The 21,049-nt window shown below is 62.8% G+C and carries 20 protein-coding genes and 1 pseudogene; 8 read left to right on the top strand and 13 right to left on the bottom strand.

Annotated features, from left to right (window positions below; translation table 11 throughout):
* The first annotated feature begins 66 nt into the window (after positions 1-66).
* The 6 genes from AB4Z43_RS29980 to AB4Z43_RS30005 all read left to right on the top strand — a co-directional run bounded on the left by AB4Z43_RS29980 (position 67) and on the right by AB4Z43_RS30005 (position 6,383).
* The gene (locus AB4Z43_RS29980; RefSeq protein WP_038644744.1) at positions 67-921 is read left to right on the top strand and encodes an FAD binding domain-containing protein; all 855 of its coding nucleotides are present in this window, start codon (positions 67-69) and stop codon (positions 919-921) included.
* The gene (locus tag AB4Z43_RS29985; protein WP_441940381.1) at positions 912-1,409 is read left to right on the top strand and encodes a (2Fe-2S)-binding protein; all 498 of its coding nucleotides are present in this window, start codon (positions 912-914) and stop codon (positions 1,407-1,409) included. Before AB4Z43_RS29980 ends, AB4Z43_RS29985 begins: the two co-directional genes overlap by 10 nt.
* Entirely contained in the window at positions 1,402-3,750 is a 2,349-nt protein-coding gene (locus AB4Z43_RS29990; protein WP_441940383.1) for a xanthine dehydrogenase family protein molybdopterin-binding subunit, read from the top strand. Before AB4Z43_RS29985 ends, AB4Z43_RS29990 begins: the two co-directional genes overlap by 8 nt.
* Positions 3,751-3,762: 12 nt before the next feature.
* Positions 3,763-4,494, top strand: a complete 732-nt coding sequence (locus AB4Z43_RS29995) for a LamB/YcsF family protein (RefSeq protein ID WP_064986278.1) — start codon at positions 3,763-3,765, stop codon at positions 4,492-4,494.
* Between the two features lie 96 nt (positions 4,495-4,590).
* Complete coding sequence (locus AB4Z43_RS30000) at positions 4,591-5,973, top strand: aspartate aminotransferase family protein (RefSeq protein ID WP_019860204.1); 1,383 nt, start codon at positions 4,591-4,593, stop codon at positions 5,971-5,973.
* The gene (locus tag AB4Z43_RS30005; protein ID WP_441940386.1) at positions 5,970-6,383 is read left to right on the top strand and encodes a nuclear transport factor 2 family protein; all 414 of its coding nucleotides are present in this window, start codon (positions 5,970-5,972) and stop codon (positions 6,381-6,383) included. Before AB4Z43_RS30000 ends, AB4Z43_RS30005 begins: the two co-directional genes overlap by 4 nt.
* 99 nt (positions 6,384-6,482) lie before the next feature.
* On the opposite strand, the gene AB4Z43_RS30010 is transcribed toward AB4Z43_RS30005, so the two are convergent.
* The 10 genes from AB4Z43_RS30010 to pxpA form a co-directional block, all read right to left on the bottom strand.
* Positions 6,483-7,679: an ABC transporter substrate-binding protein gene (locus tag AB4Z43_RS30010; RefSeq protein ID WP_038644746.1), complete on the bottom strand. Its 1,197-nt coding sequence runs from the start codon at positions 7,677-7,679 to the stop codon at positions 6,483-6,485.
* Between the two features lie 42 nt (positions 7,680-7,721).
* Positions 7,722-8,810, bottom strand: a complete 1,089-nt coding sequence (locus tag AB4Z43_RS30015; protein WP_051726724.1) for a branched-chain amino acid ABC transporter permease — start codon at positions 8,808-8,810, stop codon at positions 7,722-7,724.
* Positions 8,811-8,813: 3 nt separating this feature from the next.
* Positions 8,814-9,719, bottom strand: a complete 906-nt coding sequence (locus AB4Z43_RS30020) for a branched-chain amino acid ABC transporter permease (protein ID WP_019860199.1) — start codon at positions 9,717-9,719, stop codon at positions 8,814-8,816.
* A gap of 1 nt (position 9,720) precedes the next feature.
* Positions 9,721-10,455, bottom strand: a complete 735-nt coding sequence (locus tag AB4Z43_RS30025; protein WP_019860198.1) for an ABC transporter ATP-binding protein — start codon at positions 10,453-10,455, stop codon at positions 9,721-9,723.
* Complete coding sequence (locus tag AB4Z43_RS30030; protein WP_441940389.1) at positions 10,452-11,204, bottom strand: ABC transporter ATP-binding protein; 753 nt, start codon at positions 11,202-11,204, stop codon at positions 10,452-10,454. Before AB4Z43_RS30030 ends, AB4Z43_RS30025 begins: the two co-directional genes overlap by 4 nt.
* Before the next feature lie 249 nt (positions 11,205-11,453).
* Positions 11,454-12,425 carry a biotin-dependent carboxyltransferase family protein gene (locus tag AB4Z43_RS30035; protein ID WP_441940391.1) on the bottom strand — a complete coding sequence of 324 codons (972 nt, stop codon included), beginning with the start codon at positions 12,423-12,425 and terminating at the stop codon, positions 11,454-11,456.
* Positions 12,415-13,290, bottom strand: coding sequence for a 5-oxoprolinase subunit B family protein (locus AB4Z43_RS30040; protein ID WP_019860195.1), 876 nt, complete (start codon positions 13,288-13,290; stop codon positions 12,415-12,417). Before AB4Z43_RS30040 ends, AB4Z43_RS30035 begins: the two co-directional genes overlap by 11 nt.
* A 9-nt stretch (positions 13,291-13,299) precedes the next feature.
* The gene (locus AB4Z43_RS30045) at positions 13,300-14,664 is read right to left on the bottom strand and encodes an acetyl-CoA carboxylase biotin carboxylase subunit (RefSeq protein ID WP_441940393.1); all 1,365 of its coding nucleotides are present in this window, start codon (positions 14,662-14,664) and stop codon (positions 13,300-13,302) included.
* Entirely contained in the window at positions 14,664-14,897 is a 234-nt protein-coding gene (locus AB4Z43_RS30050; RefSeq protein WP_019860193.1) for an acetyl-CoA carboxylase, read from the bottom strand. Before AB4Z43_RS30050 ends, AB4Z43_RS30045 begins: the two co-directional genes overlap by 1 nt.
* Before the next feature lie 64 nt (positions 14,898-14,961).
* On the bottom strand, positions 14,962-15,684 hold the full coding sequence (gene pxpA, locus AB4Z43_RS30055) for a 5-oxoprolinase subunit PxpA (protein WP_441940444.1): 723 nt from the start codon (positions 15,682-15,684) through the stop codon (positions 14,962-14,964).
* 135 nt (positions 15,685-15,819) lie between these two features.
* Between pxpA and AB4Z43_RS30060 the strand changes: the two genes are divergently transcribed.
* Positions 15,820-16,725 (top strand): LysR family transcriptional regulator, encoded by a 906-nt coding sequence (locus tag AB4Z43_RS30060; protein WP_019860191.1) that lies wholly within the window; start codon positions 15,820-15,822, stop codon positions 16,723-16,725.
* A gap of 142 nt (positions 16,726-16,867) precedes the next feature.
* A pseudogene (locus AB4Z43_RS30065) lies at positions 16,868-17,681 on the top strand (aldehyde dehydrogenase family protein); the annotation flags it as partial.
* On the opposite strand, the gene AB4Z43_RS30070 reads toward AB4Z43_RS30065, so the two are convergent.
* The 3 genes from AB4Z43_RS30070 to AB4Z43_RS30080 are packed head-to-tail and all read right to left on the bottom strand — an operon-like array spanning position 17,656 to position 20,980.
* Positions 17,656-18,456: a FadR/GntR family transcriptional regulator gene (locus AB4Z43_RS30070; RefSeq protein ID WP_244748270.1), complete on the bottom strand. Its 801-nt coding sequence runs from the start codon at positions 18,454-18,456 to the stop codon at positions 17,656-17,658. The pseudogene AB4Z43_RS30065 and the gene AB4Z43_RS30070 sit on opposite strands and share 26 nt — an antisense overlap.
* Positions 18,457-18,458: 2 nt before the next feature.
* Positions 18,459-19,460 carry an ABC transporter permease gene (locus tag AB4Z43_RS30075; RefSeq protein WP_064986293.1) on the bottom strand — a complete coding sequence of 334 codons (1,002 nt, stop codon included), beginning with the start codon at positions 19,458-19,460 and terminating at the stop codon, positions 18,459-18,461.
* Positions 19,457-20,980, bottom strand: a complete 1,524-nt coding sequence (locus AB4Z43_RS30080) for a sugar ABC transporter ATP-binding protein (protein ID WP_441940396.1) — start codon at positions 20,978-20,980, stop codon at positions 19,457-19,459. Before AB4Z43_RS30080 ends, AB4Z43_RS30075 begins: the two co-directional genes overlap by 4 nt.
* Positions 20,981-21,049 lie beyond the last annotated feature (69 nt).

Genomic DNA, 21,049 nt, shown 5'->3' on the forward strand with positions numbered 1-21,049 from the left:
AGCCTGAAGCTGGAGCAACTATGTTGCAGCGTCGCGAAAGTTGGCTGCTTCCGAGGGGTATGACAGATGGCAGCAAGCGTGGAACGATTGTTCACCGCGGCCAGCACGATTGAAGAGGCATTGGCCGCACGCCGGCAAGGCGCGACGGTGCTTGCCGGCGGCACCTGGATGATGCGTGACCCGCGGCGCGGGGTCGACCTTCCCGAGGCGGTGGTCGCACTCCACCGAATACCGGCCTTGTCCAAGGTCGAAATCGAGCCCGACCATATCGTGATCGGCGCGGCTGTTACCCACACGGTGCTTGGCCGCGCGCTGCGTGCGGTAGCGGGCTTCGAAGGTCTGGTTGCCGCGGCCGAGGGTGCGGCCAATCCCGGCATCCGAAGGGTCGCCACCGTGGGCGGCAACCTCTGTGCCCTCGGCTTTGCCGCCGCCGATCTCGCCCCTGCGCTTCTCGCCTGTGAGGCGACGGTGGAGTTGCAGACGTTCGAAGGCTCAAGACTCCTCGGTATTTCGGATTTCCTCAAAGACAGGCCTGCGCTGCTGACCGAAGCGATGGTGACGAGAATTCATCTGCGCCGCGACTTGATCGCAAGTGCTCACATCCGCCTGCCGCTCCGGCAAGCCGGCGACTATCCGGTCGCTATCGTCTCCTTCGCGGTGGACAAAGACAAATGTCGCATCGCCGTCGGCTCGGTGGAGCCGGTAGCGCGGCGCTGGACGGCGCTCGAACAGGCGATGGCGGCTGGCCCGGCGCCCGCGCTCGATCCGAAGCGCGCCGCCGAGCTTGCACTGGAACACAATGATTTTCAGGGCCGCGACGGCAAGGAAGCGGAGGGTTGGTACCGGCGCCAGGTTCTTCCGACACTGGTCAGGCGCGCTGTTGCCGCACTTCTCAAGACCGAGGGCCTGGCATGGTTGTGACATTCCAGCTGAATGGCGAGGACTGCCGCTTTGATGGAGATCCGATGACGCCGCTCGTCGACATCCTGAGACGGGAACGGTTCCTGACGGGGACCAAGGCTGTGTGCCGCGAAGGCTTTTGCGGCGCGTGCACGGTGCATGTCGACGACGAAGCGGTGCCGTCCTGCTTGAAGCCGGTTGGACTCGTCCAGGGATGCGCGGTGACGACCATCGAGGGATTGAGTTCGGGAAACCAGGTGCTGCACCCGCTCCAGGCCAATTTCGAGGCGGCCGATGCCGTGCAATGCGGCATGTGTTTCCCGGGAATGGTCATGAGCCTTTCGGCGTTCGTGCGTGACAATCCGCATGCGAGCCGCCCCGAAATCAAGGCCGCGATGGTCGGCAACATATGCCGCTGCACGGGATATGAGCGGATCGTCGACGCCGTGGCCGATTGCCTCGACCAGGCGCGAAAGGCCGGCCAGTTGGTGGGAGGCATCCATGTCTGAGCTGGCGGCCACGGTGATGAATCTTCCGCGCCGCGATGCACAGGACAAGCTGCGAGGGCGGACGAAATACACCAACGACCGGACTCGCCCCGACATGTTGCATGCCGTGCTGCTGCGGTCGACCGTTCCCGCGGGGCGTATCCGCAAGCTCGACGTTTCGGCGGCACTTCGCTGTCCTGGCGTGCGCGCGGTGGCGACCGGCGCCGATGCGCCAGGGCTCTACGGCATCGGCATTGCCGACCATCCGCTCCTGGCCATCGACACGATCCGCTATCACGGCGAGCCAATCGCCGTCATCGCCGCCGAGACGGAGAAGCAGGCGCGGGCGGCACTTGCCGCCATCGTGCTGGAGGTCGAACCGCTGGCACCGGTGTTTACCATGGCCGAGGCGCTCCAGCCCGCCGCCCGTCTCGTCCACGAGGGCTGGCGCGGCTATGAGGTGATCACGGAAGGCGGTGCACGTTCAGGCAACATCGCATGGGAGGCAAAATCCAGTCGCGGCGACGTCGACGCTGCCTTCGCCCGTCCCGATATACGCATTGTCGAAAGCAGTTTCACCGTCGGCCGGCAGAGCCATGTGCCCTTCGAGCCGCGTGTTGCCATTGGCTCCTGGGAGGACGGCCGTGCTCACATCCAGACCTCGACACAGGTGCCTTGGACAGTGCGCAACGTCACCGGAAGGGTCATGCAGCTTCCGCCCGGGCGTGTGCGGGTCACCGTACCACCTGTCGGTGGCGGATTCGGCCTGAAATTCGATGCGTCCATAGAGCCGATCACGGCACTTCTGGCGCGGATGACCGGGCGCACCGTGGTGCTGGAAAATACCCAGCAGGAAGAGATGGCAACCTGCCTCTGCCGTGAGAATGCGGAAATCCGCATTCGGTCCGCTGTCACCGCCGAAGGATACATCGCCGGGCGCGAGGCGGTCGTGCTGATGGACTGCGGTGCGTATGGAGGCGAGCAGGTTTTCTTGACGACGATGACGGCGCACACGCTGGGCGGCAATTACAGGGTTGGCGCAACGCGGCTCGTCAGCCGCGCCGTATACACCAACACGCCACCCAACGGCGCGTTCCGAGCCTGCAACGGCGTCTACAACACCTTCGCGTTGGAGCGACATACCGACGAAATCTGCGAGGCGCTGGGCTTCGACCCGATGGCGTTTCGGAAGAAGAATGTCCTGGGAGATGGCGATCTCGGTGCCACCGGCCAGGTTTTCGAGGCCGACGTGCTGGGTCCGATGCTCGATCGCATGGAGACTTTGCGCGCCAGCACCGGCACATCGCAAGCCAAGGCCGACGGCAGGCTCTATGGAATTGCGACCACGGTCGGCACATGGTTCGTTTTCGTCGGACCCTCGGCGGCGACGGTGAATTTGAACGCCGACGGCAGCGCAACGCTGGTCACGTCGGGTGTGGAGATCGGATCGGGCACGATGGTGCAATCCTTGCCACAGATCGTGGCTGGGCAGCTTGGCCTCGCTCCCGACCAGGTGATCGTGCGCGAAGCCGATACGGATGCCGCCGGTCTCGATGTCGGCGTTGGCGGGGGACGAACCACTGTATCCATCGGCGCGGCCAGCGTGGCCGCCTGCGCGGAAGTGCGTGAGAAGTTGCTACGGACCGCTGGCGAGATGCTCCAGACCCGACCGGAAGACTTGGTGCTGCGCGAGGGGCGTGTGGAGATCACGGGACGTCCTGGTTCCGGAATGTCGATCCCCGCTATCGTCGCCCATGCGCAGGCCACCACCGGCCCGATCACAGGAAGCGGAGCCTTTACCGCCAGGAACGCCCCGGCAATGTCCGGCTGCGCCATGGGGCATTTCATCGACGCTCTCGACATCCCCGTCTTCGTTGTTCACGAGGCCGAGGTGGCGGTTGATGCGGACACCGGTCATGTCGAGGTGCTCGCCTATCGCGTGGTGCAGGATGTCGGCCGCGCGCTCAACCCGCGCGCCATCCTGGGCCAGATACAAGGCGGCGTGGTGCAGGGGCTGGGTTATGCGTTGCATGAGGAGGTGACGATCACCGCCGACGGACGCATCGCGCAGGACGATTTCGAGACCTATCGCCTGCCGCTGGCACAGGACGTGGTTGCGGTCGCCGCCGACCTCTACGAGGGCGCACCGTCGATGGGCCCGCTCGGCACCAAGGGCGCCGGCGAAGTGCCAATCCTGGCCGTTGGCGCGGCGATCGGCTGCGCAGTGGCACGTGCCATCGGCAAGCCGGTGCGGCAGTTGCCACTGACGCCTCCGCGCGTTCTTCGACTGCTGCACGAGCGCGAACCGCCGCCGGATTTCCCGCACATCGCCCCCGGCTGGGCGTCGAACACCCTTGGCTGAGGCAAGCAAACCATGGTCACCCTGAACTGCGACATGGGGGAAAGCTACGGCAACTGGCGTTTCGGCGACGATGCCGGCATCATGCCTCATATCGATTGCGCCAATATCGCCTGCGGCTTCCACGCCTCCGATCCGTGGACGATGCTGAAGACCGTGCGGCTAGCGCTCTCGCATGGCAAGCAGGTCGGCGCGCATCCTTCCCTTCCCGATCGCGAGGGGTTCGGTCGGCGGGAAATGAAACTTCAGCCAGAGGAACTGACAGCCGCCTTTCTCTATCAGATCGGTGCTCTGAAAGGGATACTGGCCGCCGAGGGCGGGCGGCTCAGCCACGTCAAGCCGCACGGCATTATCTACGGCATGGCCGCGCACGACATGGACACCGCCCGGGCAATCGCCGCGGCGGTCAAGCCGTTCGGCGTCCCGCTCTTCGGCATGGCGGGAACCTGTCACGAGACGGCGGCAGTTGAACTTGGCGTTGCCTTCGTGGGCGAGTTCTTTCCCGATCTTACCTACGCTCCCGGCGGCAGCCTGATCATCCCGCGCGTACAGTCGGCTATCGACCTGACACTTGCCGAGCACCGCATGATGGGGGCGCTTACCCGACGCGAACTCGTCGCGGTAGACGGTACGGTCCGCCCGGTCGACTTCGACACCGTCTGCATCCACTCCGATCCGCCGAATGCGCGCGACGTCGCCGCGCTGATGCGGCGGATCATCGACACGCATTCCAAAAGCCTGCCATGATTCATTCTTCCGTATCGTGAAGGCTCCGCGCATGGGATCGAAAACTATCTCGAACTCACAACCCCGAACCACTTCCCCAAGCCGCTGAGGACTTCCATGGACGCGCTTTCCAACTCTCTCGCCGCCGCCGACATCGGCGCCACCATGCATCCCTACACCAACCTGCGTCAGCACGAAAAAACCGGGCCGCTGATCATCAGCCGCGGCGACGGCATCCGTGTGTATGACGAGCGCGGCAAGGAATATATCGAAGGGCTCGCCGGGCTATGGTCGGTGGCCGTCGGCTTTTCGGAAAAGCGGTTGGCCGACGCGGCCTATCAGCAGATGCTGAAGCTGCCCTACTATCACACCTTCTCCTCCAAGGCGCATGAGCCGTCCATCCGGCTCGCGGAGAAACTCGTGGAGATGACGCCGCAAAACCTGACGCGTGTCTTCTTCACGTCGTCGGGCTCGGAAGCCAACGACACCATCGTCAAGATGGTGTGGTTCATGAACAATGCGCTCGGCCGACCCAAGAAGAAGAAATTCCTGGCGCGGACCAAGGGTTATCACGGCATCACAGTCGCCTCCGGCAGCCTGACGGGCCTGCCGATCAACCATCGCGACTTCGACCTGCCGGCGATTCCCGTTCGTCACCTGACCTGCCCGCACTTCTATCGTTTCGGCATGGAAGGCGAAGACGAAGCCGCCTTCACGGCGCGCCTGCTCGCCGAACTGGAGGCGGTGATCGCGGAAGAAGGGGCTGATACGATCGCGGCCTTCATAGGGGAGCCGCTTATGGCAGCTGGCGGCGTTCTGCCCCCGCCGGTCGGGTATTGGGAAGGCGTGGAGAAAATCTGCCGGGCAAATGATATTATTCTGATAGCAGATGAGGTGATCTGTGGTTTCGGGCGGCTCGGCACGCCCTTTGGCTGCCAGAAATTCAGCTTCACGCCTGATATCATGACGGTCTCCAAGCAGATCACCTCCTCTTACATGCCGCTTGCCGCCGTCATTTTCTCTGAAGCGATCTATCAGGCGATTGCCGACAACACCGTGACGATCGGTAATTTCGGCCATGGCTTCACGGCGTCGGGCCACCCGGTCGCGACAGCCGTTGCGCTGGAAAATCTCGCCATCATCGAGGAGCGCGATTTGATGGGCAATGCGGCCCGCATGGAAGCGCTCTTCCAGGCGGGCATTCGCTCGTTTGCCGATCATCCCCTTGTCGGGGAGGCTCGCGGCACCGGCCTGATCGGGGCGGTCGAGCTGGTTGCTGACAAGGCGACCAAGCGGCCTTTCGCAAAAGTAGGACGCGCGGGCGCGATAGCGTCGGTGATCGGTCACGAAGAAGGTCTCATCTTCCGCAATATCGGCGACCAGCTTGCGCTTTGCCCGCCGATGATCGTGACGGGAGAGGACATCGCCGAAATCATGACCCGCATGTCGAGATCGCTGGACCGGCTGGTCGGCGCGGTGGCGAAGGAAGGGCTGGAATGATCGGCGATGCGGACCAGACCGGCATGACCGGAGGCGATCTTTCGTTGCAGCGATCCGCGCTTCTAGGCCGGTTCATGGCGGCGTGGAACGCCCATGACCTCGACGGCTTGATGGCCTGCATGGCGGAGGATTGCGCCTTCCATGCTTCGGCTGGACCCGACCCCAACGGTCGCCGTCACACTGGGCGGGAGGCCGTGCGGGCAGCCTATGCCGCTATCTTCTCAACCTTTTCGGACGCTGCCTGGTCAAATGACAACCATGTGGTCTGCGGAGATACCGGACTGTCTTCGTGGCGCTTCACGGGAACAACGGCCGCGGGAGACAAGATCGAGGTCGATGGCTGCGACATCTTCGTTTTTTCAGGCGCGCGAATTGCGCTCAAGGATTCCTATCGCAAGGCCCGGACATAAAAGTTCGCATGTCATGGACTGATAGGTTGAACCCGGCCCACATCGTGCGGGCCGGGTTCTTTGCTTGGGAAGGACGGCCGGACCAAGCCGGCGCCACGACTACTTCAAGAGCGCGTCAAGCGGGATCGGTTCGGAGATCGTCCAACTGTCGATGATCGCTGGCTTGCCCTTCTCGGTGTCGGCGACCAGGTATTTGGTCTGGTTCTGGTGGTGCAGTTCGGAGGTGAAAGTGCGCGAACCGAAGAGGGTCGGCTCGTTCTTCATTTTTTCGAGTTCCGCGACAACGGCATCGGCATCGATGCTCTTGGCGCGCTCGACGGCCTTTGCCCAGACGTCGATCATGACATAGCCTGGATAGACATACATGGAAGATGGGTCGCCGCCGGTCTTGGCCTTGTAGGCTGCGTTGAACTTGGTGACTTCCGGGTTCGGGTCGTCGCCATAGATGGAACCCTGAACCGGAACGTAGAAGTTGGAAAGGTCAGGTACCGCCGACAGCCAGTAGCTGCCGTCCATGCCGGAGCCGTTGAGGATCATCGAATTGATGCCAGCGGCACGGATTTGTTTTATCGCCGAAACGCCGCCCGGCATCATGGTGCAAAGCATGATCGCATCGGGTTCTTTTGGCAGGGCCTTGATGCGGCTGATCTGGGCAGCGATTGAAGGGTCGTCATTCTTGAAGGTGTCTTGACCCAGAAGTTTGGCGCCCTTGGCCTCCAGCTTCGGCATCATCCAGTCGAAGCCGTCGCAGATGCCCTTGTTGTATTCCGTCCAGCTGTCGAGCAGGCGATAGAAGGTCTTGGCCTCCTTCTTGTTGTATGCCCATTCGGCCATCGTCGCTCCTTGCACGGCCGCCAGCACCGACGCCGAGAAGCTGTGCGGGCCTACGCCCTGGATGCCCGCCTTTACGGATTCAGCACAGAGGAAGAAGGAAACCTTGCCAGCCGCCTCGGCGGCAAGCGCCGCTGGCGAACCGAAGTCGTAGTCGCAGGAAACGACGACGAGGTCAGCGCCCTGGTCGAGAACGGAAAGACCGGCCTTTGCGCCTTCTGCACGGTCGGACTTGGTGTCGGCTTTCACGACTTCAATTTTCTTCCCAAGAAGACCGCCGGCGGCATTGATTTCGTCGATGCGGATCAGCGCGGCATCGGTGGCGGGCTTGTCGTAAGCCTCCATGAAGCCCGATTCCGCCGTGGCGAAACCGACGACGATCTTGCTGTCGTCCGCCAAGGCTGGAAAGGCAGCTGTTGCGGTGAAGAGCATCGTCATTGTCGTTATTTTCAGTTTGTTTATCATAGACTTCTCCTTTCAGGGTTGCGGCGGCTTACAATCCGCCGGTCAGTCACCGCGGTTGCGGGTTAAAGAGATCTCGCGATTGCCGAAGACGCCTGCCGGACGAAGCGCCAGAATGATGATCATGATGATGCCCAGGGCGATCTCCTGAAGGCCTTTCGGTATGGCGAACGCGACGTCGCCAATGGAAACCCCGGCTTCCAGCCAGCGCAGGGTCTGAATGAGGGCCGAGAGGAACACGACACCGATCACGCCGCCCGAAAGGCTGCCCATGCCGCCAACGACAAGCATGGCGATCGTGATGAAGGTGAGACCGAGATAGAAGGTGTCCGGGGTCACGACCCCGATGGAGTGAGCCATCAAGGCGCCGCCGAGACCCATTATGGCACCGGAGATCACGAAGGCGACAAGCCGCTCCCGGGGAATATCGATGCCGGAGGCTGCCGCGGCCGTCGGTTCGTCGCGGGCGGCACGCAATGCCAGACCGGAACGCGATATCGCATGTGCCCAGGCAATGAAGACCGAGAGGATGGCGGCGATCAGATAGGGCCAGATCGAACGGATGATCGGGATCCCGACGACCGACGATGTCCCGCCGGTAACGGTTTCCCAGTTGGAGTAGATCGTGTTGATCATCGCCAGCATGGCGAAGGTTGCGATGGAGGCGGCGATGCCCGACAGCCGCATCAGGATCCGCCCGAAGATCAGCGCCGCCAAACCCGCAAAGATCGCGGCAATGATGGCCGCCTCCCAATAGGGCATCTGGGCTTTTATCAGCCAGCCGGGAAGACCGGAAAAGGCCATCTTCTTCATGATGGGATTGATCGTCAGCCATGCCGCCACATAGGCGCCGAGGCAGGTGAAGCCGATATGGCCGAAGCTCAGCACGCCCGAATTTCCAATAAATACATAAAGGCCGACGACGAGGATGACCCGGAGGAAGACGTCAATGATCACCTGATTGAACGGTCTCGATCCGGTCATCATCGTCAGGAGTGCGATGGCGATCATCAACAGCGACAGCAGGATCGGCGTGATGATGGTACGACGCGCCAGCACGAAGGGCCGGGGGGTTTTGGCGACAATGGCGCCGGTGGTCATTTGCGGCTCGATGGCCGGGGACGCTGCGGACATGGATCAGACCCTTTCCTTTGTGCCACGCGCCGAAATCAGGCCTTGCGGACGGAAGAGCAAAACGAGGATGACCGCTCCGTAGACAAAGGCATCGCGGAAGGGCCGGGCGTCGATAGGAAGCATGACCTGCATGATCACCGACGCGGCACCGAGCAGGAAGCCCGCCAGCACGGCGCCAGCCAGGCTGCCCAAGCCGCCGATAACCGTTGCGATGAACGCCATCAGCATGATCGCCGCCCCCATCTGGATATCGGCGGTGCCGGTCTGCACCCCGAAGATCAAGGCGATGGCACCTGCCAGCGCGCCTGACAGCGCGAAGGCCCCCATGATGACCCGGTTGGCGCGGACGCCGAGCATGCGCGCCATGGAGAAATTCTCCGCCGCCGCCCGCATTTCCAGTCCGAACCGGGTCCGGCGCAGAAAGAGGGTCAGACCTATCAGGATCAACATCGTCGCGATGATGGTGATGAGCTGGAGAAGCGGCAGCCTGGCACCGAAGATCTCGATGGGCTGGGAGAGTTCTGGGAGGAGATTGATCGACTTCGGCCGGCTCGAGAAAAGCATCAGCAGAAAATAGCGAATGACGAAACCGAGCGCGAAAGAAGCAATCATCATCGTTGCCGGGTTGGCGTTGCGGAACCGCCTGAAGACGACGATTTCGCACAGCACCGACAGCCCGGCCCCGCAGAGCAGCACGAAGGGCACCAGCAGGTACCACGGCAATTGGCCAGCGAAGACGATGGCCATGGCATCCGTCGATGGCCACAGCAGCGCGAAGACGCAGAAGGCGATGACGTCGCCATGCGCGAAGTTCACAAGCCGCATGACGCCGAAGATGAGGGCAATGCCAAGTGCCCCGAGCGCGTAGAGCGAACCAAGCGAGAGTGCGTCAAACAGGATCTGGAGCATCTCAATGGTCCTCGTAACCGAAGTAGGCAGCCTGGATCGCCTCGCCGTTCCCGAGTGTCCGGGCGTCACCATCGAGCACGATCTGCCCGCCACGCATCAGGATCATGCGCCCACCCACCATCATCGCCCGGGCCGAACTCTGCTCTACGATCAGCAGCGTGAGTTGGCGCTGCGCACGCAGCGCGATGAGCCGCTCGTAGACCTGGTCGTTGATGTTGGGGGCGAGGCCCAGCGAAGGCTCGTCGATGGCTATGAGCCGCGGATTGGTCATCAGCGCGCGTCCGATGACCAGCATTTGCTGCTGCCCGCCGGACAGCAATCCCGCCTGCCCGTGCCGCCTCTCTTTCAGCATCGGGAAGGTTGCGTAGACGGCTTCGAGGTCGCCCGCCGTTCGGCTTCGCCAGCCGCGGTCACGAGCGTGCATGCCAGTGCCGACGAGAAGGTTCTCTTCGGTCGTCAGCGAGCCGAAGACATCGCGCCCCTCCGGCACCATGGAGAATCCGAGCCGGGCGATGTTCTCCGGTGCCTGGCCGGTGATCTCATGGCCCGCCAGGTCGATCCGGCCGCCCGCCACCGGCGTCACACCGGCGATCGCACGCAGCAGCGAAGACTTCCCAGCTCCGTTCGGGCCGGTGATGAACAGGATTTCTCCTTCGTCCATGGAGAAGGAGACGTCGCGCACCGCCGTGAGACGGCTATAGCGGATGGTGATATCGGAAAGGGCGAGCAGGCTCATTCCATCACCTCCAGCACGGGCAGGTCGGTGTTCGCGGTCGTGCCCATATAGGCGTGGCGCACCTTCTCGCTATCGCGGATCGCGGCGGGCGGACCCTCCTCGATGATCGCTCCGGAATCGAGCACGACGATATGCTCGCAAAGGCCGAGCACCAGCCCGACATTGTGCTCGATGAGCAGGACACCGCAGCCGAGATCGCCGGCGATGTGTCTTATCAGCGCCGAAAGCTCCCGCGCCTCCGGCGTGCTCATGCCGGCCGCAGGCTCGTCGAGCAGGATGTATGCGGGCCGTCCCATCAGGGCGCGGCCAATGGCGACACGGCGCTCATCCGTATAAGGCAAGGTTCCGGCGATGCGGGGGCCCAGCGCGCCGATGCCGATCCAGTCGAGCAGCGCTTCCGCTTCGGCGATGGCTGCGCGCCGGCTCATTCCCAGACCAACGCCGGTTACCTCCAGATTGTCCAGCACCGGCAGGTCGCGGAAGAGCCGCCCACCCTGGAAGGTGCGGGCGATGCCGCGCCGGCGGACCTGATGCGGCTTGAGACCCGAGAGTGCCGCCCCGTCGAGCTTGACGGTGCCTTCCGTCGGAGCCTGGAAGCCCGTCAGCACGTTGACCAGCGTGGTCTTGCCAGCGCCGTTGGGGCCGATGAGGCCAACGATGCGCCCAGGCGTAATTTGGAGGTCCACCGATGACAGGGCCTTTAGCCCCGCAAACGACACCGAGACGTTCTCCGCGCTCAGATGACTCATGTCCCTTTCCTTCTTGTTACCGACGGAAAGGCGCGAAGCATCCGGCCTTGCGGCCAGTCACGTTGCTGATGTCTTCCCCTGTCGGTTCCGGCGGTCTCTAGCGGACTGCTCGGATGGCCAAATTCACGCCGTTGCCCGGCGTCGTCTTGTCGTTTCGCGCACCGGATTTTGTCTTCCGCCACGCGCGGTCGGTTTTGGCCGGCCGATCTCCTCACGTCCGGCTCCTCGGCCGGCATTTCCCGGCTGACGTCAGCCGGCCAGGTACCCTTCGGCACGCGCCAGCGCGGCGCGCTGTTCCGCTCGCGCGGCCAGCGCGTCTTCCAGCGTCACCGCAACGAAGCGCGCCGGGGTGTGCGGCTGAAGCTGGGCGATCAGGTCCATGTCGGCCGAGATCACCACACCCAGCATCATATAGCCGCCACCCGAAACCGCGTCCCGGTGAAGAACGATCGGCTCCGTGCCACTCGGCACCTGGACGGATCCGTAGGGATAGCAGGCGTCGACGATGTTCGAGGGGTCGGAGCCTGCGCCGAAAGGCTGCTCACGCTCAACGAACTCCAGCGGCGTCCCGCCGCGGAAGCGATAGCCGATGCGGTCAGCCTCGGGCGCGACCTTCCAGGTTTCCTCAAAGAACCGATTGCCTGCGGCTTCAGTAATCCGATGCCAGTACATGCCAGGAAGCATTCTGAGTTCCGCCGGACTATTCCACATACGGCGCAGATTGGCAGGCAGCGAAAGACCGGCTTTGCCGGAGCCTTCACCGATGGGAAGCTCGTCGCCGGCCTTCAGCGTGCGGCCTTGATGGCCGCCGAGTGCGCCCAGAATATAGGTCGAGCGCGAGCCGAGAACCACGGGTACGTCGATGCCGCCGGAGATGGCTAGATAAGCGCGCGCGCCGCCCTTGAGGAAGCCAAACGACAGCCGGTCACCTGTCTTCACCGGAAAGCTTTCCCAGGTCGGCCGTTCCTCGCCATTAAGTTTGGGTGGCAGCTCTCCCCCCGTGACGGCGATGACTGCCGATTGGGTGAATTCCAGTTCAGGCCCCATGAAGGTGGCTTCGAGCACCGCCGCACCGGGATCGTTGCCGACAAGCAGGTTCGCGATGCGTGTGGCAAAGCGGTCCATGCCGCCGCCTTCGGGGATGCCGACATGATAGTGGCCTGGTCGGCCAAGGTCCTGCACGGAAGTGGAGAGGCCGGGAGAGATTACCTTAGCGGCCATTGATAAGCTCCATCAGCTTTGCATTTGTGCCGTAAATATCGCTGTTGAAGTCGGTCAGGCTGAAGGTGCATTCGCGAATCGTCGGCTGCCACTGATTGGCTTCGATTTCCTCCAGCGTGGCGTCGTACTCATCGCGACCAATGGCCTTGAACTTGACGATGTCGCCTGGCTTGAACAGGCACATATCATCGGCGAGGTAGCGCACCTTCCTGGTAGGGTCGTAGATCGGGGCCGGGGTTATGCCATACATCTGGTAGCCGCCAGCGCCGCGCACCGAATAGATCGCTGCAAAGCAGCCGCCATGACCAATGGTGAGCTTGGGAGTGTCGGTGCGTGGACGCAAATATTTCGGAGCCTGAATCTGTTTCTTGCGCTCAACCATCTGGTATAGGAAGGGCAGTCCGGCGACGAAGCCGACCATGGATACGAACCAAGGCTGGCCGGAATAGGCCGCGATAAACTCTTCAACCGTGGCGTAGCCGTTGATGCGTGCCGAATATTCAAGATCGGTGGAGGACGGGTCCTGATGGCGCTCGCGGAAGCGCAAGCAGGTTTCACGCGTCCATGGATCCTGGAAAAAAACCGGCAGTTCGATGATCCGGGTCTTCAGCACCGGGGCAGCCTTTGAGGCCGCCTCTTCCATCGACTTCAGTTCGCTGAGCAAATCCTGTGGCCTGACGATGTCGGGGTCGAAGCGGATCTGGAAGCTGGCGTTGGCTGGGCAGATCTCGGTGACGCCCCGGATGCCTGCCGTACGCACCGCGTTGGTCATCGAAAGGCCGGTAAAGAACGAGGTGAGCGACATTTCCTCGGAAACCTCGCCGAAGATATGTTCGTCACCGCCGAAGTTGAATCGTATCGACATCGGTCCTCCTTAGCCCGCCGATGCTGCGGCGTTTTCGATGAGCCAGCCTTCCAGCCAGCGGGTATGCACGTCTCCCGCCCGCACCGCCGGATCGGCGGCCAGCGCAAGAAACAGCGGCTTGGTGGTCTTGAGCCCGCCGATCTTCAACTCGTTAAGCGCGCGGATCAACCGCACTATCGCCGCCTCGCGCGTCTCTGCATGGACGATCAGCTTGGCAAGCAGCGAGTCATAGAAGGGCGGCACCTGATAGCCTTGGTAGAGCATCGAGTCGAAGCGTACGCCCGGACCGCCGGGAACGCGAAGCTCGGCCACCTGCCCGGGGAATGGAGCGAACTCCTTCGCCGGATCTTCGGCATTGAGCCGTACTTCGATCGCATGCCCCTTGACGGAGACATCGCCCTGCCGAATCCGCAGCTTCTCGCCGCCGGCTATGCGAAGCATCTCAGCCACGAGGTCTATGCCGGTAATCGCCTCGGTGACCGGGTGCTCGACCTGAATACGGGTGTTCATCTCGATGAAGTAAAAGCGGTCTGCTTCATCGTCATAAAGATACTCTACCGTACCCGCACCAGAGTACTTGACCGCCTTAGCCAAAGCGACCGCGGAAGCGCAGAGCTCCTCGCGCAGCCCGTCGGAAAGTGCGCGCGACGGAGCCTCCTCCCAGACCTTCTGGCGTCGCCGCTGCAGCGAGCATTCCCGCTCGTAGCAGTGGATGGCATCGCTTCCGTCTGCCAGGATCTGCACCTCGACATGGCGGGCCTTGCCGATCACCTTTTCCATGTAGAGACCACCGTCGCCAAAGGCGGCGAGGGCTTCTGCTTCGGCCTGAGGAAAGGCTTGCTCGAATTCGGCGAACGAGTTCGCAATGCGGATGCCCCGCCCGCCACCGCCTGCCGCAGCCTTGATCATCACCGGAAAGCCGGTTTCGGCCAGCACCTCGCGGCCAGCCTCGACGCCCTCGACCCGTCCAGCCGAGCCTGGCACCACAGGGACACCCGCGGCGGCGGCGGCTGATCGCGCCGAGACCTTGTCGCCCATCATCCGGATCGCATCCCCCGACGGGCCGACGAAAACCAGTCCGGCGCCTGTGACCGCATCTGAAAAGGCGGCATTCTCGGCAAGGAAGCCATAGCCAGGATGAACGCTGTCGCAGCCGGTTTCGCGGGCAGCCGTCAAAATTGCTTCGATGTTGAGATAGGACTTCTTTGCTGCCGGTGGGCCGATGTTGACCGCTTCGTCCGCAAGCTCGACGTGGAGCGCCCCGGCATCCGCGGCCGAATACACCGCCACAGTGGCGATGCCCAGATCTTGTGCGGCCCGGATGATCCTGACCGCGATCTCGCCCCGGTTGGCAACCAGAAGCTTTTTCAGCATCAGTCGAGATCCGCAATAGGCGCGCCAGCCATGATGGGCTCTTCATTGTCGGCAAGGAAGCGGATGTTCTTACCGGCCGTCTCGGCCCTCACTTCGTGGAACGACTTCATCACTTCGATGAGACCGATTACGTCTCCGGCGGAGACCGCGTCGCCATCCGCCTTATAGGGCGGCTGGTCCGGCGAAGCGCTCCGATAGAAAGTGCCGGGAAGAGGCGATAGAATCTGGGCCATGAAAAGCTCCGGAAAACTGCAGACAGACTGATTTGAAACCGCCTGTGCGGCGGTTTCGGTTGGCTCAATGCCAAGGGGCAATTGCGGCGCGCACGGCCCTGGCTATTTCGATGGCGTTCGGCGTATCGGAATGCACGCAGATGGTTTCGCAGCGCACGGGAAAGAAACTGCCGTCCTGTGCCGTGCCCTCGCCCTCGCTGATGGCGCGCACGCAACGCTCGGCCATCTCCGTGGGGTCCTTGGCGTCATGAACGCGTGTCAGGATCAGCTTGCCGGAGGCATCGTAGTCGAGATCGGCATAGAACTCGGCGACGAATGGGATGCCGCGCTGTTGATAGATCTTCTCGTGCAGGGTGCCCGTCATGCCGAAGAGGGGGACGCCGAAAACCTCTGCCGCGTCGCATACGCCATGGGCAATTGCCTCCTGCTGCATGGCCATGAAGTAGAGGCTGCCATGCGGCTTGATATGGTTGAGTTCCACACCCTCTGCCTTGAGGAAGCCGGCAAGCGCTCCCACTTGGTAAATGATGGCGTTCCTGACCTCGTCGCGGGTCATCCGCATCTCCCGCCGGCCGAAACCCTGAATGTCCGGCAAGCCTGGATGGGCGCCGATCTTTACGCCATTCGCCTTGGCGCCGCGGACGGCTGCGTGCATGTGATCCGGATCGGAAGCGTGAAAACCACAGGCGACATTGGCAACGTCGATGATCGGCATCATGCCCACATCGTCGCCAACCTTGTAAAGGCCAAAGCTTTCGCCCATGTCGCAGTTTAGCGTCACCGCCATCGCATTGTTACCCCTCGAAGCTGCCGTCTTTGCGGCGTTGCAGCATTTTTTGCGCATGCGCGGGCATTTGTGAAATAGTAGTTTATTGATTGTGATATCAAAAAAACAGATAATGGTTCTGGGTCGGAGTGCGCCATGACCATCACCTTGAAACAGCTCGATTATTTCATCGCCACCGCCGAGAGCGGACAGGTCAGTCATGCTGCGGTGGAACTCAACATCTCACAATCGGCGGTCACTGCGGCGATAAAGACGCTGGAGGCTGATCTGGGCGTACGGCTTTTGGAGCGTAACCACGCTGGCGTAAGGTTGACGATGGAGGGCGCGCGGTTTCTTGAACATGCGCGTGTCATCACCGGGGCAGTCGCAGCCGCTGTCCGAAGCCCGTTGCGCGACAGGAAGGGTCTGGAGGGTAAGCTGCGGCTGGGCATGACCTACACGGTCGTCGGCTACTACATGTCGCGCCACTACACGCGGTTTCGAAAGACCTACCCCCAGATCGAGGTCGAGGTGCTGGAACTTCCTCGAGACGCTCTCGAAAGCGGCTTGATGAGCGGGGAGATCGACATGGCTGTGATGCTGGTGTCCAACCTGGCGCACACCGAGGAACTGGCGCAGGAGGTCTTGATGCGGTCGAACCGCCGGCTCTGGCTCTCGGCGGATCATCATCTGCTCGCGCGGCAGGAAATCAGCCTCGCCGATGTGGCGGCGGAAGATTATGTCATGCTGACGGTGGACGAGGCACGCACGACGGCAGCCCGTTACTGGGATGCCGCGGGGCTTACGCTCCGCCCAGTGCTTACCACCAGTTCAGTCGAGGCCGTGCGTTCGCTCGTGGCTGCCGGCATGGGAGTCACTGTTCTGTCCGACATGGTCTACCGACCATGGTCGTTGGAGGGGCAGCGCATCGAAGTGCGCCGGCTTGTCGAACCGATCCCCAGTATGGATGTCGGCTTGGCCTGGTCGCGTGATAGACCAATCGGCCCGGCGGCGGCCGCCTTCCGGGCTTTTATGTCCGTGACCATGGGCGGCGGCGGCTAACCGCCAGCCCGTCAGACAGACCTTTACCTCAGGCTCGCTGGGTTGAGCAGCGGGTAGCCCACAAGGCACCTCGCCTGCGCATCCGCAGTTTATACGGCCAGAATGTAGACTGCTCGGCGAGTGGTCGTGCCGGATTCTAGACTCCTTCGTCGATTGGTTCTCGGAAGAAGCCAAGCGCGTCTATGGCGACGTCATCCCGTCGGCCGGTCGCGACCGGCGTTTCATCGTGTTGAAACAGCCGATCGGCGTCTGCGCCGCCATCACGCCCTGGAACTTCCCGCTGGCGATGATCACCCGCAAGGCGGCGGCGGCACTCGCCGCGGGCTGCACCATGGTCGTCAAACCCTCGGAGGAAACGCCGCTGACGGCGCTCGCAATCGCCGAGCTTGCCCGGCAGGCCGGCATTCCGGCCGGCGTGCTCAACATCGTGCCGTCGAAGGACGCCGCCGGCATCGGGCGGCTGCTCTGCGAGCATCCGGTGATCCGAAAACTCTCCTTCACCGGCTCGACAGCCGTCGGCAAGCTCCTGATGCGGCAGTGCGCCGATACGCTGAAGAAGCTGTCGCTGGAACTCGGCGGCAATGCGCCGTTCATCGTCTTCGACGACGCCGATCTCGATCTCGCCGTCGCCGGCGCCGTTGCCTCGAAATTCCGCAATTCCGGCCAGACCTGCGTCTGCACCAACCGCATCTATGTGCAGGACGGCATCCACGCTGCCTTCGTGGCAAAGCTGACCGAGCAGGTTGCTGGTCTGAAAGTCGGTGACGGCGCCGCGCCGGAGGTGGTGCAGGGGCCGCTCATCAACGCGAAAGCCGTGGCGAAGGTGGCGGAGCTTGTCGGCGACGCCGTGAACCGTGCTGAGCGGAATGCAGGCGCCGATGCGGCTCGCACAGGAAGAAGCCTTCGGTCCGATCGCTCCGGTCTTTCGCTTCAAGGACGAAGCGGACTGGCAGTAGGGACCGGCTGTTGGTGGCGGCCTTTGCGAGCGACAGCGAGAAGGTCGTTCGAGGCGATGCCGATCAGCGCTTTCATCTGGTCGTGAGCGTCGTCGACCCTACGCATGCGGATTGCTTCCAGCACATCGCCATGGGCGCTGAGCGTCTGCTGATAATTGGCCGTGGCCGATGTGGTCAGTCGGAAAGAGAAGCTGAGTGCGGCTGCCAGCATATTGCCGAGATTGGCGAAAACCGGGTTGCGGCTGGCGCGCAGGATAGCGGTATGAAAGCGGACATCGGCATCGAGACAGGCCGCGAGGTCGTCCTCCGGCGCAATGCGCATGGCCTCATAGGCGGCTTCGATCACCGCGAGATCGCCCGCGGTCGCCATCCTGGCCGCAAGCTGGGCGGCAGCCGGCTCGATGACCAGCCTCGCCTCGATCAGGCCGCGGACGAAATCGAGATCAGGCTCGATATCGCGCATCCATTCGAGAACCTGCGCGTCAAGCCTGTTCCATTCGCTCGACGCGCGCACACGCGTGCCAGCCCGCTTGCGCGCCTCGATCAGTCCCTTGGCCGAAAGTGTCAGCAGCGCATCGCGAAGCGCCGTGCGGCTGGCGCCGTATATGACGCACAGTTCAGCTTCCGTCGGCAGGACCACGTGCTGCGCGTAGGTGCCGGCGAGAATGCGCTGTCCGAGATCGCGCGCGATGCGATCCTTCAGGGACAGATTGGCGCCATCCCCGGCAGGAAGGTCCTGCTTGCCTTGATCGATTGCAGCGGTCGCCGCGTCCATCGTCATGTCCTGTTCAAGTGGTACTCGGCAATGACCACAGCAAGGATCAGCAGTGAGCCTTTTGCAAGCAATTGATAGAAGGTTGGCACGGACGTCAGTATCATTCCATTGTTGAGCACGCCAATGATGGCGACGCCGAGCAGCGCGCCGACAATCGTGCCCTTGCCGCCCTGCAAGGCACAGCCACCCAGCACGGCCGCCGTGATTGCCTCGAGTTCCAGGCCCTGGGATCCGGATACGGGCTGACCCGAACCGGTACGGGCAGCCAGCAGGATCCCGGCCAATCCGGCGGCAACACCACTCATGATGTAGATGCCGACGCGGTAGCGGTTGATGTTGATGCCGGAGAAGCGGGCGACAACGGGATTGCCGCCGAGCGCATAGATGTTGCGGCCGACGATCGAACGCGCGAGGAAGAGGTGGAATGCGATCGCGGTCAGCACCAGAATCCAGACCAGCAACGGTAGGCCGAGGATGCGTCCAATGCCGATGAACCGGAACGTGTCGCTGAAGATGGCGATCGACTGGCCGTCGGACATGATGAAGGCGATGCCGCGAAAGATCGCCATGGTGCCGAGCGTGGCAATGACCGCGTTGACGCGCCCGTAGGTGATGATGATGCCGTTGACGAGACCGGCAAGGCCACCAAGCACCAGGCCGGCAACGATGCCGGCCGCCGGCGACCCGGTCGCCTGGATGGCCATTGCCGTCGAGACTGTGGTCAGACCGACCGTGGCGCCGACGGCGATATCGAGACCGCCGGCGACGATGACCACGGTCTGGCTCATCGCCAGCACGCCGAGAATGGTGACGCCAAGGCCGATGTTGAGCAGGTTTCGGCTGGAGAAGAACACGTCGCCGCGCAGCGAGCCGAAGATGATGATGAGAATGGCAAGCGCCACCAGAAGGCTGATGTTGTGAACGCCGAGGCGCTCGACGACGCGCGCGGAAGCGCCCCTGGCGTCGGTCTGCGCTTTCGATGCGCGAAGCTCGAGGCTGTTCATTGAATGTGGTCTCCAGGCGCTAGTGCGGATTGCGGCATGGCGTGTTTGAGGATCGTCGCTTCGTCGACGTCGGGGCGGGCAAGTTCTGCCGTGATGTGGCCGCCTGCCATGACAAGAACCCTGTCGGCGAGACCGATCAGTTCCGGCATTTCCGAGGAAATCAGGATGATACCAATGCCGCTTGCCGCGAGTTCATCGATCAGCCGATAGATTTCCGCCTTGGCGCCGATATCGATGCCGCGCGTCGGTTCGTCGAGGATGAGCAGCATCGGCTGCCGGGCAAGCCAGCGCGCCAGAACGACCTTCTGCTGATTGCCGCCCGACAGTTTCGAAACCTGCTCGTCGAGGTTGGGTGCCTTGATCGACATCTTGGCTGCCAGCGGCGAGACAATCTCCAGCGCCTTGCGGCGGTTGAAGAAGCCGAAGCTCGACGTCTTGTCAGGCACGCAAAGTGCTGCGTTGTCGAGAATGCTTCGGAACAGGAGCAACGCCTCGTGCTTGCGGTCTTCGGGAGCAAAACCGATGCCCGCGACGATTGCCGCATGCGGACTGTTGGGGAGAACGGGCACGCCGTTCATGGCTATGGTGCCGGCGATGCGCCGGTCATAGCCGACAATCGCCTTTGCCAATTCGGAGCGGCCCGCACCCATAAGGCCGGCGATGCCGAGCACTTCGCCGCGACGAACCCTGAGGCTGACATCGCTGACGCGGTCTGTGGTCAATCCGGCCACATCCAGCAATTGTTCCCCGGACCGCCAGGTCTCGCGGGTGAACAGATCGTCGATGTTGCGGCCGACCATGAGCTTGGCGATGGTCTGCTCGCTGGCGCCGGCCGCCGGCGAATCGTCGACCAGCCTGCCGTCGCGCAAAACGACAATGCGGTCGGCAAGATCGATGATCTCGTTCAGCCGGTGCGAGATGTAGATGATCGATGTGCCTTCCTCGCGCAGCCGGCGGATGACGGAAAACAGGCGACGCGCTTCATCATCGGTCAGTGACGAGGTCGGCTCATCGAAGGCGATCAGCCGGCCGCCGGCACGGATGGCGCGCATGATCTCGATCATCTGGCGTTGCGCCGGGCCGAGCGTGCCGCAGAGTTGGCGTGGCCGCATGTCGTGCTGCATGCCGAAGGTCGCAAGCACCCGGTCGGTCTGCTCCTCCAGTTTGCGCCAGTCGAGCAGGACGCCTGCCAGGCGCGGCAATTCGCCGACGAAAATGTTCTCGGCCACCGTCAGGTTCGGAACGATCTCCGGCTCCTGATGGATGACGCGTATTCCGGCCCGGTGGCTGTCGCGCGGTTCGCCGAAAACAATCGGCTTCGCGCCGTGCCGCACGGTGCCGCTGTCGGGACCGAAGACGCCCTCGAGAATGCGCATCATCGTCGATTTGCCGGCCCCGTTCTCGCCGACCAAAGCGAGCACCTCGCCTGGCCGGAAGGCGATCGAAACGTTGTCGAGCGCCTGCACGATGCCGAAGCGTTTCGATATGCCATCGAGCGAGAAGAAGTCGGATTGCGTCAAAGCTCACTCCCAAGGATCGATCCGAGCAGTTGAAGAGCGTCATGCGCCTTGGAGGCGCATGACGCAGGT

Origin of the sequence: Mesorhizobium sp. 2RAF45 (genome assembly GCF_052115225.1) — a bacterium.
GTDB classification, from domain to species: domain Bacteria; phylum Pseudomonadota; class Alphaproteobacteria; order Rhizobiales; family Rhizobiaceae; genus Mesorhizobium; species Mesorhizobium jarvisii.

Coding starts and splice junctions, on each gene's coding strand:
- AB4Z43_RS30010 (WP_038644746.1), bottom strand. CDS start 7,679: ATGATAAACAAACTGAAAATAACGACAATGACGATGCTCTTCACCGCA.
- AB4Z43_RS30070 (WP_244748270.1), bottom strand. CDS start 18,456: ATGGACGCGGCGACCGCTGCAATCGATCAAGGCAAGCAGGACCTTCCT.
- AB4Z43_RS30025 (WP_019860198.1), bottom strand. CDS start 10,455: ATGAGCCTGCTCGCCCTTTCCGATATCACCATCCGCTATAGCCGTCTC.
- AB4Z43_RS30015 (WP_051726724.1), bottom strand. CDS start 8,810: ATGTCCGCAGCGTCCCCGGCCATCGAGCCGCAAATGACCACCGGCGCC.
- AB4Z43_RS30035 (WP_441940391.1), bottom strand. CDS start 12,425: ATGGCCGCTAAGGTAATCTCTCCCGGCCTCTCCACTTCCGTGCAGGAC.
- AB4Z43_RS29990 (WP_441940383.1), top strand. CDS start 1,402: ATGTCTGAGCTGGCGGCCACGGTGATGAATCTTCCGCGCCGCGATGCA.
- AB4Z43_RS30000 (WP_019860204.1), top strand. CDS start 4,591: ATGGACGCGCTTTCCAACTCTCTCGCCGCCGCCGACATCGGCGCCACC.
- AB4Z43_RS30060 (WP_019860191.1), top strand. CDS start 15,820: ATGACCATCACCTTGAAACAGCTCGATTATTTCATCGCCACCGCCGAG.
- AB4Z43_RS29980 (WP_038644744.1), top strand. CDS start 67: ATGGCAGCAAGCGTGGAACGATTGTTCACCGCGGCCAGCACGATTGAA.
- AB4Z43_RS30030 (WP_441940389.1), bottom strand. CDS start 11,204: ATGAGTCATCTGAGCGCGGAGAACGTCTCGGTGTCGTTTGCGGGGCTA.
- AB4Z43_RS30045 (WP_441940393.1), bottom strand. CDS start 14,664: ATGCTGAAAAAGCTTCTGGTTGCCAACCGGGGCGAGATCGCGGTCAGG.
- AB4Z43_RS30040 (WP_019860195.1), bottom strand. CDS start 13,290: ATGTCGATACGATTCAACTTCGGCGGTGACGAACATATCTTCGGCGAG.
- AB4Z43_RS29985 (WP_441940381.1), top strand. CDS start 912: ATGGTTGTGACATTCCAGCTGAATGGCGAGGACTGCCGCTTTGATGGA.
- AB4Z43_RS30075 (WP_064986293.1), bottom strand. CDS start 19,460: ATGAACAGCCTCGAGCTTCGCGCATCGAAAGCGCAGACCGACGCCAGG.
- AB4Z43_RS30020 (WP_019860199.1), bottom strand. CDS start 9,719: ATGCTCCAGATCCTGTTTGACGCACTCTCGCTTGGTTCGCTCTACGCG.
- AB4Z43_RS30005 (WP_441940386.1), top strand. CDS start 5,970: ATGATCGGCGATGCGGACCAGACCGGCATGACCGGAGGCGATCTTTCG.
- AB4Z43_RS29995 (WP_064986278.1), top strand. CDS start 3,763: ATGGTCACCCTGAACTGCGACATGGGGGAAAGCTACGGCAACTGGCGT.
- AB4Z43_RS30050 (WP_019860193.1), bottom strand. CDS start 14,897: ATGGCCCAGATTCTATCGCCTCTTCCCGGCACTTTCTATCGGAGCGCT.
- pxpA (WP_441940444.1), bottom strand. CDS start 15,684: ATGGCGGTGACGCTAAACTGCGACATGGGCGAAAGCTTTGGCCTTTAC.